Here is a 17,485-nt window from a genome sequence, read left to right as displayed (position 1 = left end):
TTCTCGGTTCCGTTTCGGCTAGAAATATTAAACCGGTGTCTTTAGCCCAAAAAATGTTCGGGCCGTCACCACATCATTGGCGATTTGCTGCTTCAACGCATCGAGCGAAGCAAAACGCTGTTCGTCGCGCAGTTTTGCGCGGAGCACCACATCAATATGACGCCCATAAAGATCCATAGTTACATCAAGCAGATGAACCTCTAGCTGCTGGCGAATACCTGCAACAGTCGGCCGAGTGCCAATATTGGCAACCCCGGGTAATGGCTCCGAACTCAAACCATAAACATCAACCGCATACACTCCTTTAACTGGAGCAACTAAACGTTTTAACGGCAAATTCGCCGTTGGGAAGCCTATTGTGCGCCCCAGTTCGTCACCGTGAACGACGCGGCCGGAAATACTGTAGGGGTGACCTAGCAGCGTCTCGGCTAACACCAAGTCATCGTCATTAAGCGCCTGACGAATCGCGGTGCTGCTAATGCGCAACCCACCATCACAAAAGCTGTCTGTGCTAATAACATCAAAACCAAACTCAGCACCCGCTTGCTGTAATAGCTGAAAATCCCCCTGGCGTCCTGCGCCAAAGCGGAAATCATCACCGACAGTTAAAAACTTAACACCCAACTTCTCTACCAGCAACTGAGCAACGAAAGCTTGCGCAGTATTTGCCGCAAAACGCGGATCAAATTTAACGCATAATAAATAGTCAATACCCGCTTCGGCCAGATATTTGGCTTTATCACGCAAACGCGTCAGCCGTGCTGGTGCTTTGTCTGCTGCAAACAATTCCAAGGGTTGCGGTTCAAATATCATAACCATTACGGGCAAGCCCAAACGCTGACCTTCGCGCTTTAGCTGCTCCAATAAGGCCTGATGCCCACGATGGACACCATCAAAGTTACCGATAGTCAGCACGCAACCATGGTGGCGTGCCCGGATATTATGTATACCGCGAATTAGCTCCATAGCTGGCTCAAAACAGTGGAAATCGCCGGATTATACCTTGTACAGCGGTTAAGGTTAACCCGCGATTGGCACCTTTAACCGAAAGTCATACCATTTTGCCAATTATATGCAGGTAAAATCCCCTTTTCTGACTTTATCCTGTAGAATGCCCACGCCGTTGAATACAGAAGCAGGCTGAGATTTTTACAAGAACCACCGTCGAATCCCTTCGAGGCAGTGAACTGTGGAATTTTCTTTCGAAAGACTGTATTCCACAGCGCGAAGCTGGTAAAATCCCGCTCCATCACAACGTAGCAAGTGCCGCCCGTACAAACGGCGCTTATTTGCACAAATCCATTGACAAACGAAGGCGAAAAGGGCATATTCCTCGGCCTTTGAATTGTCCTCAATAGAATATATTTGGGAGTTGGACCTTGGCTAATATCAAATCAGCTAAGAAACGCGCCGTACAGTCTGAGAAACGCCGCAAGCATAATGCTAGCCGTCGCTCAATGGTGCGTACCTTCATTAAGAAGGTGTATGCGGCAATTGCAGCTGGCGATAAAGACGCAGCGCAAAAAGCATTTAATGAAATGCAACCAATCGTGGATCGTCAGTCCTGTAAAGGTCTGATCCACAAAAACAAAGCAGCGCGCCATAAGTCAAACTTAGTAGCGCAAATCAACGCAATGCAGTAATTGCATTAAGTTGACTGCTTAGTAAAAAGACCGGCTTAGGCCGGTTTTTTTACGTCTTTTTTTCACCCAGAAGATTTATTGACTCTTTAGCTGCCCACAATTTGTCAGCATATGCTGACTATCAAACTGCTTCCCCGCGGCCACTCATCCACCAAATCAACTTGTTGCCAAGAGACTTTACATTGTCGATAAACTGTACTGAATGATAAATCGGTCAGAAAATAGGTTGAACAGCACAAATGCTAATCTGTCGGAGCCGGTTTATTAATCCGGTTAATTTTAAATCAATAGGTCGGATAAGAAATCTATCGAAAGGAGATTTGAATACTGCTTGTCGTGGTTTCACATCTTTTGGCCCATCCCTGAGCCAGGAGATGATGGCTGCCAACAATCTTGCACAGCAAGATGGCCAGTAGCGTTAGCCGTTAAAAAGTGCGGAGAAATCTTTATTACAGACTCGTTGTACCGCCGGGTGCTGAATCATACGCTCGGCAAAAATAACGTAATATTCTTCCTGCACATTATCTAAACGACCGATTTCTACAATTTTGTCATCTTGGGCATAGGCATCAGCGGCGTATATGGTTGGCGCAACAAAAATGGCATTGTTATAGAGAGCAAAGGCATTCATTAGTGCTGCGTCATCAAATTCCCCCAGAATCTCCACTTTTAGCCCTTTGCTGTTGATCCAGTTTAATAATTTACGCCCTAGCATTGAACGACGGCCGGGGATCAATAAACGTTTTTGCTGTAAACAAGCCGGGAAAGGCAACTCTGGAATAGGCTGACGGCAGTAAAAACTGACACTGCACTCGCCAAGTTTTACAGCAAATAGCCCCTCTTGCTGACTGGAATCGACCGGGCAATCAGACAGAATCATATCCAGTTTATGCTGACTTAGCTGTTCTAGCAGCATCTCATGAGTCGATTCAAAACAGCGTAAATGAATTTTTTCATGATCAGCGACCACCGTTTCCAACACCTGGCTCACCAAGCGCTTGGATAAGGCATCGGCAACACCGACATCAAATAATAAGTTAGATTCTTTACGATAATTAACTATATCCAGCATTTCATGGCTGAGCATAAACATCTTATCGGCATAGCGAAAAACCAATTGCCCTAATTCAGATGGCACCAGCCCTCGCCCCTGCCGCTTAAACAATTTACCGCCCAGGCGCTCTTCCAGAGCTTTGATTTGCCCAGTAATAGTTTGCGGTGTCAGAAATAAAGCCTCTGCAGCACCAACAACTGAGCCTTCCTTACATACTTGCCAAAAATAATATAAATGATTGAAATTGATGTGTGACATTCGCATGTTGTTATCCCCTTAACATATCGCCAAGCCAAATAGAGGCCATAAGCACGACTAAACATTCCCTGTTCCGAGACCTCACAAATTGAAAGTCATGAAATCCATCAAATAAGCTGTCAGTGCTGCGGTAAACAGCACTGACCATTCAACCTTAAATCAGTTAATTACTTTTTTATTCACTGGCAAAGCCAAACGCAACAAGCTGTAACCCACAACTGCTGCGGTGGTTGAGCCTAATAGTATGCCCAACTTAGAATAGGTCATCAGGGCAATATCAGCGCCCTCAAATGCCAGTGAAGCAATAAAGATCGACATGGTGAAACCAATACCACACAGCACTGATACGGCAAAAATCTGTTTAAAGTTGATGTCATCGGGCAGTTTAGCAATCCCAAACTTAACCGCTAACCAACTAAAGAGAAAAATCCCCAGAGGTTTACCAATAAACAGGCCGCTTGCAATCCCAAGAGGCAGTAACGAGGTTAATCCTGCAAAAGAAACACCTTGTAATGAAACCCCTGCATTGGCAAAAGCAAAGAATGGCAGAATTAAATAAGCCACCCACGGATGTAAACCGTGTTCCAAAGTTTCAGAAGGCGAACGTTTGTCTTTCGTGTGCAGCGGTATCATAAAGCCGACAATCACACCGGCTAAGGTTGCATGTACACCGGATTTCAAAATACAGACCCACAGCACCAACCCGACCAATAAATAAGCAGAAGTCTTCCCGACACCACGCCAATTCATATAACCCAACAGCGCAATCGCCGCAGCAGCAATCCCTAATGCTGGCAGTGAAACTTCATGGGTATAAAACAACGCAATAATAATAATGACGCCCAGATCATCAATAATGGCTAATGCCAGTAAAAAGACTTTTAGACTGGTTGGAACCCGATTCCCCAGCAATGCCATCACACCCAGTGCAAAGGCAATATCAGTGGCGGCCGGAATTGCCCAGCCTTGGCGGGTAACTTCATCGGCCCCATTAAACAGTAAATAGATAAGTGCTGGGGCCAACATTCCGCCCAATGCCGCAATCGCGGGGAATACCGCTTTATCACGGCCCGCGAGCGAACCTTCCATCAATTCGCGCTTAACTTCCAGCCCGACAACCAAGAAGAATACGGCCATTAAGCCATCGTTAACCCACAGCAGCAGTGGCTTACTGATATCCAGCGCCGCTATCTTTACTGATACTGGTACATCAAGAAATGATTGATAAAACCCGAAGAGTGGGCTGTTCGCCATAAATAAAGCCACGATGGCGGCAAAAATTAAAATTAAGCCGCCCGCGGCCTCTTGGCGTAAAAATTGACGAATTATGTTTGTCACAATGAAAGCTCCTTACATCGGACAGTGAGCCTGCGCTCATTAAATCAATGTACAAATATTAGGATAATCCTTAACTCGAAAAAAGTCGTTTTTATAGCAACAAATACTCGGTAAAACCGATCTATTGCCAATGTTCATCACAAATAATCATCTCAGACGATGAAAAAAATCCCCGATATTTATCGAGGATTTTAATTTTCATCTGCATTATTAGCAGGCTAGCAGCTAAACCATCGCTAGCGGGTCAGATCGTCAAAGAACTTTTTGACACCATCTAAAAAGCTCTTGGAACGGGGGCTATTTTTCTCGCCCGCGGCACCCACAAAGCTTTCTTCCAGTTCCCGCAGCAGTTGTTTCTGTTTTTCACTCAGATGGACTGGCGTCTCAACCACAACGCGGCACAGCAAGTCACCCTGGCTACCACCGCGAACAGATTTAACCCCTTTACCGCGCATACGGAACAATTTGCCGGTTTGGGTTTCCGCAGGGACTTTCAGCTTAACCCGGCCATCCAAGGTTGGGACTTCAATCTCGCCACCCAAGGCTGCCATTGCAAAGTTAATTGGCACTTCGCAATACAGGTTATTACCTTCACGTTCAAAGATTGGGTGAGCTTTAACCTGCACCTGAACGTATAAATCACCTGCTGGTGCGCCGTGTTCGCCGGCTTCACCTTCACCGCTTAGACGAATGCGGTCACCGGTATCCACGCCCGCCGGGATCTTAACCGACAGTGTTTTAGATTTTTCAACACGACCATGTCCATGACATTTATTGCACGGGTCTTTAATGATTTGACCATTGCCATGACAAGTTGGACACGCCTGCTGTACGGTGAAGAACCCTTGGCGCATATGTACCTGACCTGCACCACGGCAAGTCGAACATGTGACAGGAGAGCTTCCCGGTTTAGCACCACTACCGTGGCAAACATCACATTCATTTAGCGTTGGGATACGAATTTCTTTGGTCACACCCCTAACCGCTTCTTCCAGTGTCAGATCCATGTTGTAACGCAGGTCTGAGCCACGGGAGGCGCGTTGCCGACGGCCACCGCCAAAGATATCACCGAAAACATCACCAAAAATGTCGCTAAAATCAGCACCGCCACCACCAAAACCGCCACCGCCCATGCCACCTTGCTCGAAGGCTGCATGACCATACTGATCGTATGCCGCACGTTTTTGTGGATCGGTCAGAATTTCGTAGGCTTCTTTAACTTCTTTGAAATTTTCGCCGGTATCGTTCTCGTCCTGATTACGGTCCGGGTGATACTTTACCGCCAGGCGTTTATAGGCCTTTTTGATTTCACGTTCTTCGGCGTCTTTTTTAACGCCTAAAACCTCGTAATAATCTCTCTTCGCCATTCTCTTTTTTTCCTACCCTTAACATGCGTGCACGGGCGTAGAGTTTCCTCGACGCCCGTGCTGGTTTCCAGCAACAGTAAGGCCTACCACTGCTGTGCCCGCTTAAGGGCTATTATTTTTTGTCTTTTACTTCTTCGAATTCGGCGTCTACAACGTCGTCTTCTTTCTTAGCACTGGTATCGCCAGCATCACCGCCTGCGGCAGCTTGCTGTTGCTGAGCCATTTCCAGCAACTTGCCAGAAACTTGCACCAGAGCTTGAGTTTTCGCTTCAATTTCAGCTTTATCTTCGCTCTTCAGTGCAGCTTCCAGAGCTTTAACTGCATCTTCGATTGAAGCTTTATCTTCAGCTGGCAACTTGTCACCGGCTTCTTCCAACTGTTTACGTGTACCGTGAATCAGGTGGTCAGCTTGGTTACGAGTTTGTACCAGTTCTTCAAACTTACGGTCTGCTTCAGCATTGGCTTCAGCATCACGAACCATTTTCTGGATCTCTTCCTCGTTCAAACCAGAAGAGGCCTTGATGGTGATTTTCTGCTCACGACCGGTATTTTTGTCTTTAGCAGACACATGCAAAATACCATCGGCGTCGATATCGAAGGTGACTTCGATTTGCGCCATGCCGCGAGGTGCCGCCTGGATACCGTCCAGATTGAACTGACCCAGAGATTTGTTATCCTGAGCACGTTTACGTTCACCCTGCAGCACATGGATGGTTACCGCAGACTGGTTATCTTCCGCAGTAGAGAACACCTGACTGTGCTTAGTTGGGATAGTGGTGTTTTTGGTGATAAGCGGAGTCATCACACCACCCATGGTTTCAATACCCAGTGACAGTGGGGTAACGTCTAACAACAGCACGTCTTTCACTTCACCAGACAGAACACCACCCTGCACTGCCGCACCAATAGCAACAGCTTCATCTGGGTTAACGTCTTTACGTGGCTCTTTACCAAAGAACTCAGATACTTTCTTCTGAACCATTGGCATACGAGTCTGACCACCTACCAAGATAACGTCTTGGATATCGGAAACAGACAGACCAGCATCTTGCAGAGCAACTTTCAGTGGTTCAATAGAACGATTAACTAAATCTTCTACCAGTGACTCCAATTTAGCGCGAGTCACTTTGATGTTCATGTGTTTTGGACCACTGCCATCAGCCGTGATGTACGGCAAGTTAACATCGGTCTGCTGAGCTGAAGACAGCTCAATTTTCGCTTTTTCAGCGGCTTCTTTCAGGCGCTGCATTGCCAGTGGATCAGTACGCAGATCCATACCCTGGTCTTTCTTGAATTCATCAACCAAGTAATTAATCAGACGGCTATCGAAGTCTTCACCACCCAAGTGGGTATCACCGTTGGTTGCCAGAACTTCAAAGGTTTTTTCGCCATCAACTTCGTCGATTTCGATAATTGAGATATCGAAAGTACCACCACCAAGGTCATAAACCGCGATAGTACGGTTGCCGACTTCTTTATCCAGACCGTAGGCCAATGCCGCTGCGGTTGGTTCGTTGATGATACGTTTTACTTCCAGACCTGCGATACGGCCAGCATCTTTAGTTGCCTGGCGCTGAGCATCGTTAAAATATGCAGGTACAGTGATAACCGCTTCAGTTACTGGTTCACCCAGATAATCTTCAGCCGTTTTCTTCATTTTTTTCAGTACTTCAGCAGAAATCTGCGGTGGTGCAATTTTTTGGCCTCTTACTTCCAGCCAAGCATCGCCATTATCCGCAGCAACGATTTTGTACGGCATGATGCTCTTATCACGCTGTGCTTCTTCGTCTTGGAAACGACGGCCAATCAAACGCTTAATAGCAAACAATGTGTTTTCTGCGTTAGTGACAGCCTGACGTTTAGCTGGTTGACCAACCAGAATCTCACCATCTTGGGTATACGCGATAATAGAAGGCGTTGTGCGATCGCCTTCGGCGTTTTCCAGCACGCGCGCAGTTGTACCATCCATAATTGCTACACAAGAGTTGGTAGTACCCAAGTCGATACCAATAATTTTACCCATCTAGAACGCCTCCACTAAAAAGTCATATTCGGTCAAGTTACTAATCTATATGTGGGCGGATTGTTTATTTTCAACTGCCCATGTTTTCTTAATCAATGATTTCATACTCAGAATTCTACTGATGCATGTTTCCGCTGATCCACGATTAGTCCCTGCGGTTGGGAATAAGATGGGGCCAGGAAACTCAGCATCAAGGGGGGCAATGAAAAAAAATTACTTTTTATCGCCCTCCAGATCATTGTTTCCCGCCGCGTGGATCATTATGATGCCGCGCGCACTGAAGGAATAGACGACTTTTTAGTCATTCAGTAGCCTTATACTTATTTAAATAATTATACACCCAGTAGATTTCAAGTCGCAGGTAACAGCCAACTTAGCAGACACAATATATTGTTATAAATCAATTAATTGTGTAAGTAATGAAAGCCAATAACTCTGTATTTTGAAAAATAACGGGTATACCAAATTTGCAGAGGACTTATGAACACCACCAAGTTGGCGAATCCTGGCCCTTTAGGCCTGATGGGTTTTGGGATGACTACCGTCTTGCTTAACCTGCACAATGCAGGCTTCTTTCCCCTAACCTCTGTTATTTTGAGTATGGGGATTTTTTACGGCGGTCTGGCACAAATTCTGGCAGGCATGCTGGAGTACAAAAAAGGCAATACTTTTGCCGCAACTGCATTTACTTCATATGGCGCATTCTGGCTGAGCCTGGTTGGCTTGCTGATGCTGCCTAAAATGGGGATGGCAGAAGCAACTGATGCACAATTCCTCGGCGTTTATTTAGGTCTCTGGGGTATCTTCACGCTGTTTATGTTCTTCGGTACTTTGCCCGCGAACCGCGCCTTGCAGTTTGTATTCGGTAGCCTGACACTGCTGTTTGCTCTGCTGGCAGTTGGCAACTTCACCGGTAACCATTCACTGCTGGTTTTCGCCGGGTTCGAAGGCATTATCTGCGGAGCCAGTGCTATTTACCTGGCAATGGCAGAAGTATTAAACGAACAATATGGCCGTACTGTATTGCCAATTGGTGAACCAAGCCAAAGATTACAAGTACAAGCTGTAGCTTAATTACAGCAAAATTATAATATTTAATAGCCCCCTGAATGTTAATATCCAGGGGGCTTTTTTTTATTCTTATTTTACAGGAAATAGCAGCTAAGTTTTTACATAAGTCATTTATAACAACCTTATCGAAAAGTAAAATAAACTATTTCATCATGATTAACACTATAAAATAATTAAATAGAATAATGAAAATAGATAAAGCAAATAAAAAATACATAATATAACATCTAGATCTAGTTGATTAAATGTAATTAATAACCAACACATCTAAAGAGGCGCCGATGAAAATAGTCATAAAGCTATTAACAAGCGTTATATTAATGATGTCGCAACCGGCTTACTCAGATAAAGCCAAAGTATGCTTCTACGAATTAGCTGATTTTGGCGGAGAGTCATTTTGTGCGGAAGAAAGTGAGTCTAAACCTATATATCATTATAACGATCACTTTAATGATGGGATCGCCTCTATCTCAGTCCCGCCGGGTATGATAGTGACACTGTATGAAAGCGGTGATTTTTCAGGTAAAGAAAAAACATTAAAAAATGATATAGACCTACCAGAGCTGGAATTATTAGGGTTATATAAAAAAATAAACTCATACAGAATAGCCTCAGCAGCATGCTTTTATGATGAAGATAAATTCCAAGGTAATAGTACTTGCCTGGCATTAAACCAAAAAATAGATTTATATCATGATAGCCAAGGGATAATAAACTCTAACAGAAACTCTTTACTTATTAATAATGACAGTATTAACTCTATCACTGTTCCACAAGGAATGATGGCAACGATATATAAAAATGATAATTTCAACGCTCCTTTTTTCAAGTTAACCGAGGATACTACGGCTAATTATTTAAAATCACTGGGAATGGTTAATAATATTAGCAGCATGAAAGTATCAGAAGATAATGACATGAGTTGTGACCAACAGTGTGTCATTATAGAAGACCGAGAAATAGCCTTACCTAAGGCGTTTGGTGAGTATTGGCATGATACTCGCTTGCAGAACAAACAAATCTTACTCGTTTTTAGTAGTGATGGAATGGGTGAAGATGATAATTATGAAATTAACTTTTTTGATGGCCCCAGCATTGTCATGAATGAACGAAGAATTATCTTTCATGACCGAAACATGATCAATAAATTTTATTTTGATCGCTATGAAGTTATAGATAACCTATCATTTATAATACAGATCAAAGAAGATTCAGTGCAAACTCAATATATCCAAACATTAAATAATAATTTAGTCGACATTTCACCAATTATATCTTTTGAATATGAAAACAAAGAAGATAATAACACAACAATAAAAATATCTAACTACAACATACTCAAACCTCTCATTCTAAATAAAGTGATATTAACCGCAGATACTGGTGAGAAAAACTGGGGAAAAAGAGACGTCAGCCAAATAAGTAAAATAATATGTGCTTTCATTCCCTTTTTAAATATTTACAATTATCTCACTCACGGTAAATGCCAACAATTAGATAGTATCGTATTTAGTGCGGCAGAATATTTCAATAACAATACAAACGGAAAAACATTACATATTGCGGGTAACGCTAAACCTATTAAAAAAACATCGCCAGCAGAAGTCGCACCTCATACTACAGATAGCGTTGATAACTATATGTTATTGACATATATAGATAACACTAAACATCAACAGGCGCTAAACCTACCTGCTGTCGCCAAAGCATGCATGGTGTCCATCTATTCTTTGCTAAACTCACGTCAAGTCCGTCAAGTAAGGCCTTATTGTATTGATTGGACTTTGGATATTATGACAGATTTCACCCTCTTATTTGGTCATAGCTTAGATACGTGGAATACGGTGTATTTTGGTCATATTATAGATACAATTATTAAAACCGGCAGTACCGGTGTCGCAGTAGAAAACACAGAAGTGGAAACACGCCTGGTCAATGCAATACAAGAAAAAATAGTAGAAGATGATGCTGAAAATAGATTTAGCCATATAAAAACAGCATTTGATTATGCCCAACTTAGTTATTTAACTTATATTTCTTATTACTCAATTGATGATTCACCCTCGGTAGTAGAATTACTGCCACTAGGGATTTATGAGTTATTATTAGAGACTTTTATCTATAGGAAAACTGCACCTATCATAATCACTCAAGGTGAACAAGTTGAACAACCTGAACTAGAATTTGAAGTAGAAATACTTCCCACAGACTCCCCAGAAGAAGCAGCAAAACTCTCAGAATCTGAAATTCAGAATGCTCAAGCCATGCGACAGAGGCTGCGTAAAACTATTCACCATTGGGGGCAGCAATATCAAGATGTTCACAGTGAACAAAGTGACAATACGGAAGATTCCACACGAAGGAAACTCCTGCATGCCGGGCATATAGTCACCGGTATCATTCATCGAAGATTAGTTATTCAGCGCCCCGGTGAAATCTATGTCGTGGTCAAACTACAAGGAAGAATAATAGCCATTGTTCTGGCAGATCGTTTTAATAGCCGGGATGAAGTTGAATTGGTTGCCTCCGCAACGCTGCCAGACTATGTATTATCTCCCGACCGCGAGGGCACCATAAGAGGCGCGGGAACTGCTGCCGTTAGAGAACTGGCCCAATATTTACAGCAACAAGGTGTCAGAACATTATTTTCTGAAGTAATTTCTCAGCCCTCAGCTCGAGTAAAACAGAAGGTTGGATTTAGTTTTAAAACAGAATTTTAAGACATATGAGTAAAGAATGAGTCAAAAAATAGCCCATAAATTTATGGGCTATTTGATGATAAGTTTATTTGGAGCAGTGCTTACTTAACCCATTACCTTCTTTGGTATTTGAATTTTCACTTCACTGTTAATATCGTTTCGCAGATAAATCCCCAACAACAGCCCCACCAGCGATAACAGCAACATATAATAAGCTGGAGCCATTGGCGTAACCTTCATTAATAGGGTCACAACAATAGGTGTTAACCCGCCAAAAATGGCATATGCCACATTATAAGAGAAGGAAATACCGGTGAAGCGAACTTCGGCGGGGAATGCACGAACCATCACATAAGGTACTGCACCGACAATACCCACACAGAATCCAGCCATCATATAGTGGCTAAATAGCTGGGTCGGATCAGTTAAATTGGTGTGATAGAACGACCATGTTGATGCCGCCAACATTAGGCTGCCAACAATAAAGGTTTTACTGGCACCAAAGCGATCTATTGCCAATCCAGCCAGTACACAGCCCAATACCAATGCAACAATTGCCAGACTGTTGGCCTGTAATGCCAGAGCTGGCAATACACCGAATTGCTTTTGTAAATAAGTCGGTGTCATGAGGATAACAACCACTATTCCGGCAGAAAGCAACCAAGTCAGTAGCATCGAAACAAACACTTCTTTCTTATGATTGACGACCACAGATTTCAGCGGCAATTCATCAGCTAAGGTTTTACGTGCCTGCATCTCTTTAAAAATTGGGGTTTCCTGTAACCAGCGGCGTAAGTACATGGCAAACAAGCCGAATATTCCACCCAAGAAGAACGGAATACGCCAGCCGCCATCTAAAATAGCTTGATTACCTAATGTCGTGTTCATTGCAGTAGCCACCAGTGATCCCAACAAGATCCCCGCGGTTAAACCTGCCGTTAAAGTACCACAGGCAATACCAATGCGCCGGCGTGGTACATGTTCCGCCACAAAAACCCATGCGCCAGGCACTTCACCACCAATGGCCGCACCTTGCAATACACGCATCAGCAGCAGCAGTAAGGGGGCTGCAATGCCGATAGAAGCATAAGTTGGCAGCATACCTATCGCCAATGTTGGCAATGCCATCAATAAGATGCTGAGAGTAAACATCTTCTTACGGCCAACCAAGTCACCAAAATGCGCCATGATAATGCCGCCCAGTGGGCGTGCCAGATAACCTGCAGCAAAAATACCAAAGGTCTGCACCTGACGTAGCCACTCTGGCATATCTGTCGGGAAGAAGAGATCGCCAATGACCGCCGCAAAAAAGACAAAAATTATGAAGTCATAAAATTCTAGCGCCCCACCCAGTGCAGCCAAGGTGAGCGTTTTGTAATCTTGCTTATTCAACCGGCGATTATGTTGTTGGTCAACATCAGGTCGCGATGAGTCATTTTGATTTGAGTTATGTTCTTGTGACATAGGGCACCGTAATAAAACAGAGTAGAAGAAGAAAAATATTTCCAACTTTTTGTAAAGTAAACATGACTATACCGTACAAATTTCCCCACACCGCAATAACAGCTATTTATGCTTAAAAAATATTAATTTTAGTTTTTAACTCTGCCACACACCCGGAATTATGGGTATTTCTGGCGAACAACAAACGAATAAACTTAGAAGTGCTTTTTAATGACAGCCTATTACCCGTAAGTTATTCGGAGAAAATACCTGCCAGCAGCAGATTTACAATGGCCTCGTAGAGTCGAGGCCGGGGGGTAAGCCGAGTAATTAGAGCTGGCGCTGCTACGGCTTCAAAGCTGAGGGATTATGGCGTTTTTAGGACGAAAAGCAGCGACCACATCACTGTTGGTTTCGACGTAAGGCCCGTCCAGTAATTGAATGCAATAAGGCACGCTGGCGAAAATACCGGCAACAACTACCTGTGACTGGGCGTCTTTCACCCCTTCCAGCGTCTCTTTGATTGATTTAGGTTGCCCGGGTAAGTTAATTATCAAGGCTTGCTTACGGATAACCCCTACCTGACGGGATAATATAGCGGTCGGCACGAAATGAAGGCTAATTTGGCGCATTTGCTCGCCAAAACCTGGCATTTGTCGATCTGCAATAGCCAAAGTAGCATCGGGGGTCACATCACGTCTTGCCGGGCCAGTCCCCCCTGTCGTCAGCACCAAATGGCAGCCCATTTCATCGACTAACTCACACAAGGTTTGCTCAATCAGCGTTTGTTCATCAGGGATGAGACGGGTTTCTATGGCAAAAGGGGTGGTCAATGCACCGGCCAACCACTCTTCCAGAGCGGGAATGCCTTTATCCTGATATACCCCACTCGACGCCCGATCAGAAACGGAGACTAAACCTATACGTAATGTATTCATGTGACTACCTCCACGAAAATCCTGTTATCTGTGGCGAATAATAGCATACCCAACACCACTGGAGCTGCTATGCGCCATTAGCGACAGGCAATAAAAAAGGCGGCTTACGCCACCTTTTCGCCAAATAACTGTAGGTAATCAATTACCGCAAGCTATAGGAATTACAGCAAGTCTGAGATCATTTTCTCAAGTTTGCCTTGGTCGATAGCAAATTTACGAATGCCATCAGCCAGTTTATCAATCGCCATTGGGTCTTGGTTATGCTCCCAATAGAACTCGGCTTCGGTCAGCGGCGCTGGCGCAGCTTCAACTTTACCGGTATAAGCCAGTTTGCGTTCCAGAGCGCCTTCGCTTTCTGCCAGTTCTTTCAGCAAACTTGGAGCAATAGTCAGACGGTCACAGCCAGCCAGTTCGATAATTTCACCAATATTACGGAAGCTTGCGCCCATCACCACAGTTTTATAACCGTGTTTTTTGTAATACTGATAAATCTCTTTCACGGAGATAACACCTGGATCTTCGTTAGGTGCGAACTCTTTTTTGTCGCCATTGGCTTTATACCAATCAAGAATACGGCCAACAAAAGGTGAAATCAGGTAAACGCCCGCTTCAGCACAAGCACGCGCCTGAGCGAAGGAGAACAGCAGAGTCAGGTTACAGTTGATACCTTCTTTCTCTAACTGCTCAGCGGCACGGATGCCCTGCCAGGTAGAAGCCAGTTTGATCAGAATGCGGTCTTTGCTGATACCCGCATCGCCATACATTTTGATCAAGCGCTTAGCTTTTGCCACACTGGCAACAGTGTCATAGGACAGACGGGCGTCAACTTCGGTAGAAATACGGCCAGGGATCAGCTTCAGAATTTCCAAACCAATGTTTACAGCCAGTTTATCTGTTGCATCAACAACTTGCTGAGCCTTATCGCTACTTTGTTCGCGCGCCCAAGCAATAGCTTCGTCGATAAGTTTACGGTATTCAGGAATTTGAGCAGCATTCAGAATAAGCGACGGGTTAGTCGTTGCATCTTGCGGCTGATACAGTTTCATTGCCGCGATATCCCCAGTATCTGCTACTACAGTGGTGATTTGACGTAGGGAAGTAAGTTTATCGGTCATGTTGTCGTTTCTCGTCGTTTGTGCATGAACTTTTGGCATGTTGCAACTTTTTAACACGTTCGAAATGGCAAATCATCTGTTTTGGCATGTTAGCCATTTCTCATTATTAACTATTTCGAAGCCCTGCCTTGTCTTGATAATAACATGCAGCAGCCTTGGCGCAAGGCAGTTAAACTGATTAAAAAAAGCGCAAACAGGCAGTCTTCACTTCGCAACCGTTTTCGGCTTTTAAAACAGCAGGAAACCGGTAGATTAATAGCAACTTCGTCCATTATTGTAGTGCTGAGACGATTTAGCCAAACTATATACTTTATAGCCAAAGTGGCCTACCTATCTTAGCAATCGTCCAATCTTTTTTTGGCTGGCGTGTGCTTTTTGCTACAGTGTGTTATCTGGATAAACAGGATGTCGTTATGCTTATTATAATTTCCCCAGCCAAAACCCTCGATTTTCAAAGTCCGCTAGCGACTAAAAAGTTTACTCAGCCTGAAATGTTGGATAAGTCACAACAGCTTATCGAGATTTGTCGTGAGCTGACGCCCGCACAAATCAGCAGTCTGATGGGGATTAGCGACAAACTTGCCGGGCTAAATGCGGCGCGCTTCAGTGAATGGCAACCTGATTTCACCCCAGATAATGCGCGTCAGGCGATTTTGGCTTTTAAAGGTGATGTCTACACCGGGATGCAGGCACAAGATTTTAGTGCGGCTGATTTTGATTTTGCCCAACAGCATCTGCGTATGCTTTCTGGCCTGTACGGCGTGTTGCGCCCGCTTGATTTGATGCAACCTTATCGTCTGGAAATGGGAATTAAGCTGGCTAACCCTTGCGGTAAAGATCTCTATTCATTCTGGGGTGACCAGATAACCGAGAAACTGAATCAGGCACTGGAGCAACAAGGCGATAATGTGCTGATTAATCTGGCTTCTGATGAGTATTTCAAGGCGGTAAAACCAGCCAAATTGGCAGGTTCCATGATTAAGCCGGTCTTTTTAGATGAGAAAAACGGTAAATATAAAATTATCAGTTTTTATGCTAAAAAAGCTCGGGGGCTGATGAGCCGTTTTATCATTCAAAACAAGTTAACCAAACCAGAACAACTGATTGATTTTAATCTAGAAGGTTATGAGTTTGATTCTGGCTTATCGGCGAAAAACGAGTTGGTATTTAAACGCGCTGAACAGCACTAAACAAGAGTAAAAAGGGCCCAACTTTGGCCCTTTTGTCTTTTTCATCAGTCACAAGTTACTTTGGTAACGCCATCAAGAAAGTGCGTAATTCTGCAAAATCCGCTGATAAATTATGGGATAGCAAAGGTAATTGCGCGCGCACAGCCAGTGGTTTTGGCAACGGCAATTCTTGGCCCAGAATCTCTTCTACGCTCTCTTTGAATTTCGCCGGATGTGCTGTCCCGATGAACAAGCCAAATTCGCCATCCTGCAATTGGTCGCGCAGCACACGATAAGCAATAGCAGCGTGAGGTTCAGAGATATAACCCAGTTCGGCTAGCTCGCGCATGGTGTCTTTGGTCACTTCATCACTAACCGCACCCTGGCCCAAATCCTTCAACTGCCAGATTTTACGGCGGTAAAGTTCTTCAACACGTGGCCAGTTATTCGGTTGGCTCACATCCATCGCATTCGATAGCGTCGCGACAGTCTGTTTCGGCTGCCACTCGCCACTCACCAGGAAACGCGGCACAGTGTCATTAGCATTGGTGGCGGCAATAAAGCGTTTTACCGGCAAACCTAAAGATTTGGCGAGTAAACCTGCCGTCAAATCACCAAAGTTACCACTTGGCACCGAGATAACCAGTTGATTACGTGCTTCCTGTGGCAGTTGAGCTACCGCTTCAAAGTAATAGCAAATTTGTGCCAGTAACCGGCTGATATTGATTGAGTTAGCCGAGTTAAGACTCAGTTCTTGCTTTAATTCTTCATCATCAAAAGCTTGTTTTACCAGCGCCTGACAAGCATCAAAATCGCCATCAATCGCCACGGTGTGAATATTACCGCCCAGGGTACAGAACAGTTTTTCTTGCAGTGGGCTGATTTTACCCCGTGGATACAAGATGACCACCCGCACGTTTTTCAGACCGTAAAATGCATGGGCCACAGCTGCGCCGGTATCGCCGGAAGTCGCGGTTAAGATGGTGACAGGCTGCTCGCCGGCCACTTCTGCCAGCATTTGCGCCATAAAACGTGCGCCGAAGTCTTTAAATGCCAAGGTTGGGCCGTGGAATAGCTCCAATACCGAAATATCATTCTCCACTGGCGCGACTGGTGCTGGGAATTCAAATGCTGCTTGAATGCGTTTGGTTAAAACCTCAGGGGCAATTTCATTGCCAATAAATGCCGACAGAATGCGGCTGCTGCGCGTCACAAAATCCAGATCCAGCAATCGGTCTATTTCAGTCAGTTCAAACTCAGGTAATTCCAGCGGGAAGAAAAGCCCTTGCTGCTTACCCAGCCCTTGTTTGATCGCTTGCGCGAAACTGACCTGCTCGTTGTGATCTTTAAGGTTATACAGTTTCATA

At 44.4% G+C, this 17,485-nt stretch carries 13 protein-coding genes; 4 read left to right on the top strand and 9 right to left on the bottom strand.

Features of this window, described 5'->3' with window-relative positions; genetic code table 11:
• Positions 1-27 precede the first annotated feature (27 nt).
• A complete protein-coding gene (gene ribF / locus YROHD0001_RS03900; protein WP_032817615.1) occupies positions 28-966 on the bottom strand; it encodes a bifunctional riboflavin kinase/FAD synthetase in 939 nt (312 codons plus the stop codon).
• Between the two features lie 413 nt (positions 967-1,379).
• Here ribF and rpsT point away from each other — a divergent pair, with 413 nt between their 5' ends.
• Positions 1,380-1,643: a 30S ribosomal protein S20 gene (rpsT, locus tag YROHD0001_RS0118430; RefSeq protein WP_002220715.1), complete on the top strand. Its 264-nt coding sequence runs from the start codon at positions 1,380-1,382 to the stop codon at positions 1,641-1,643.
• Between the two features lie 418 nt (positions 1,644-2,061).
• Here rpsT and nhaR read toward each other — a convergent pair whose 3' ends face one another.
• The 4 genes from nhaR to dnaK all read right to left on the bottom strand — a co-directional run bounded on the left by nhaR (position 2,062) and on the right by dnaK (position 7,683).
• Positions 2,062-2,961, bottom strand: coding sequence for a transcriptional activator NhaR (nhaR, locus tag YROHD0001_RS03905; protein ID WP_032817611.1), 900 nt, complete (start codon positions 2,959-2,961; stop codon positions 2,062-2,064).
• A gap of 153 nt (positions 2,962-3,114) precedes the next feature.
• On the bottom strand, positions 3,115-4,293 hold the full coding sequence (gene nhaA / locus YROHD0001_RS03910) for a Na+/H+ antiporter NhaA (RefSeq protein WP_004715930.1): 1,179 nt from the start codon (positions 4,291-4,293) through the stop codon (positions 3,115-3,117).
• 236 nt (positions 4,294-4,529) lie between these two features.
• Positions 4,530-5,660 carry a molecular chaperone DnaJ gene (gene dnaJ / locus YROHD0001_RS03915; protein ID WP_004715929.1) on the bottom strand — a complete coding sequence of 377 codons (1,131 nt, stop codon included), beginning with the start codon at positions 5,658-5,660 and terminating at the stop codon, positions 4,530-4,532.
• 112 nt (positions 5,661-5,772) lie between these two features.
• Entirely contained in the window at positions 5,773-7,683 is a 1,911-nt protein-coding gene (dnaK, locus tag YROHD0001_RS03920) for a molecular chaperone DnaK (RefSeq protein WP_004715928.1), read from the bottom strand.
• Between the two features lie 480 nt (positions 7,684-8,163).
• On the opposite strand from dnaK, the gene satP reads away from it, so the two are divergent.
• Both satP and YROHD0001_RS03930 read left to right on the top strand, forming a co-directional pair.
• The gene (gene satP, locus YROHD0001_RS03925) at positions 8,164-8,757 is read left to right on the top strand and encodes an acetate uptake transporter (protein WP_004715927.1); all 594 of its coding nucleotides are present in this window, start codon (positions 8,164-8,166) and stop codon (positions 8,755-8,757) included.
• Between the two features lie 278 nt (positions 8,758-9,035).
• Positions 9,036-11,474, top strand: coding sequence for a peptidase inhibitor family I36 protein (locus YROHD0001_RS03930; RefSeq protein ID WP_032817608.1), 2,439 nt, complete (start codon positions 9,036-9,038; stop codon positions 11,472-11,474).
• An 84-nt stretch (positions 11,475-11,558) separates the two neighbouring features.
• Here YROHD0001_RS03930 and YROHD0001_RS03935 read toward each other — a convergent pair whose 3' ends face one another.
• The 3 genes from YROHD0001_RS03935 to tal all read right to left on the bottom strand — a co-directional run bounded on the left by YROHD0001_RS03935 (position 11,559) and on the right by tal (position 14,949).
• Entirely contained in the window at positions 11,559-12,917 is a 1,359-nt protein-coding gene (locus YROHD0001_RS03935; protein ID WP_004715925.1) for an MFS transporter, read from the bottom strand.
• 332 nt (positions 12,918-13,249) lie between these two features.
• The gene (gene mog / locus YROHD0001_RS03940) at positions 13,250-13,834 is read right to left on the bottom strand and encodes a molybdopterin adenylyltransferase (protein ID WP_004715924.1); all 585 of its coding nucleotides are present in this window, start codon (positions 13,832-13,834) and stop codon (positions 13,250-13,252) included.
• A 161-nt stretch (positions 13,835-13,995) separates the two neighbouring features.
• Entirely contained in the window at positions 13,996-14,949 is a 954-nt protein-coding gene (gene tal / locus YROHD0001_RS03945; protein WP_004715923.1) for a transaldolase, read from the bottom strand.
• Positions 14,950-15,362: 413 nt separating this feature from the next.
• On the opposite strand from tal, the gene yaaA reads away from it, so the two are divergent.
• Complete coding sequence (gene yaaA, locus YROHD0001_RS03950; RefSeq protein ID WP_032817606.1) at positions 15,363-16,139, top strand: peroxide stress protein YaaA; 777 nt, start codon at positions 15,363-15,365, stop codon at positions 16,137-16,139.
• Between the two features lie 55 nt (positions 16,140-16,194).
• Here yaaA and thrC read toward each other — a convergent pair whose 3' ends face one another.
• Positions 16,195-17,484, bottom strand: a complete 1,290-nt coding sequence (gene thrC / locus YROHD0001_RS03955; RefSeq protein WP_004715921.1) for a threonine synthase — start codon at positions 17,482-17,484, stop codon at positions 16,195-16,197.
• Position 17,485 lies beyond the last annotated feature (1 nt).

It is taken from the genome of Yersinia rohdei ATCC 43380 (assembly GCF_000173775.1).
In the GTDB taxonomy this organism is placed as follows: domain Bacteria; phylum Pseudomonadota; class Gammaproteobacteria; order Enterobacterales; family Enterobacteriaceae; genus Yersinia; species Yersinia rohdei.
Note: the sequence above shows the minus strand (reverse complement) of the source record. Positions and strands in the feature narration are given on the sequence as shown.

Bases quoted from the DNA above. Each gene is read 5' to 3' on its own strand.
- yaaA (WP_032817606.1), top strand. From the start codon at position 15,363: ATGCTTATTATAATTTCCCCAGCCAAAACCCTCGATTTTCAAAGTCCG.
- thrC (WP_004715921.1), bottom strand. From the start codon at position 17,484: ATGAAACTGTATAACCTTAAAGATCACAACGAGCAGGTCAGTTTCGCG.
- tal (WP_004715923.1), bottom strand. From the start codon at position 14,949: ATGACCGATAAACTTACTTCCCTACGTCAAATCACCACTGTAGTAGCA.
- dnaJ (WP_004715929.1), bottom strand. From the start codon at position 5,660: ATGGCGAAGAGAGATTATTACGAGGTTTTAGGCGTTAAAAAAGACGCC.
- YROHD0001_RS03935 (WP_004715925.1), bottom strand. From the start codon at position 12,917: ATGTCACAAGAACATAACTCAAATCAAAATGACTCATCGCGACCTGAT.
- dnaK (WP_004715928.1), bottom strand. From the start codon at position 7,683: ATGGGTAAAATTATTGGTATCGACTTGGGTACTACCAACTCTTGTGTA.
- mog (WP_004715924.1), bottom strand. From the start codon at position 13,834: ATGAATACATTACGTATAGGTTTAGTCTCCGTTTCTGATCGGGCGTCG.
- YROHD0001_RS03930 (WP_032817608.1), top strand. From the start codon at position 9,036: ATGAAAATAGTCATAAAGCTATTAACAAGCGTTATATTAATGATGTCG.
- ribF (WP_032817615.1), bottom strand. From the start codon at position 966: ATGGAGCTAATTCGCGGTATACATAATATCCGGGCACGCCACCATGGT.
- satP (WP_004715927.1), top strand. From the start codon at position 8,164: ATGAACACCACCAAGTTGGCGAATCCTGGCCCTTTAGGCCTGATGGGT.
- nhaR (WP_032817611.1), bottom strand. From the start codon at position 2,961: ATGCGAATGTCACACATCAATTTCAATCATTTATATTATTTTTGGCAA.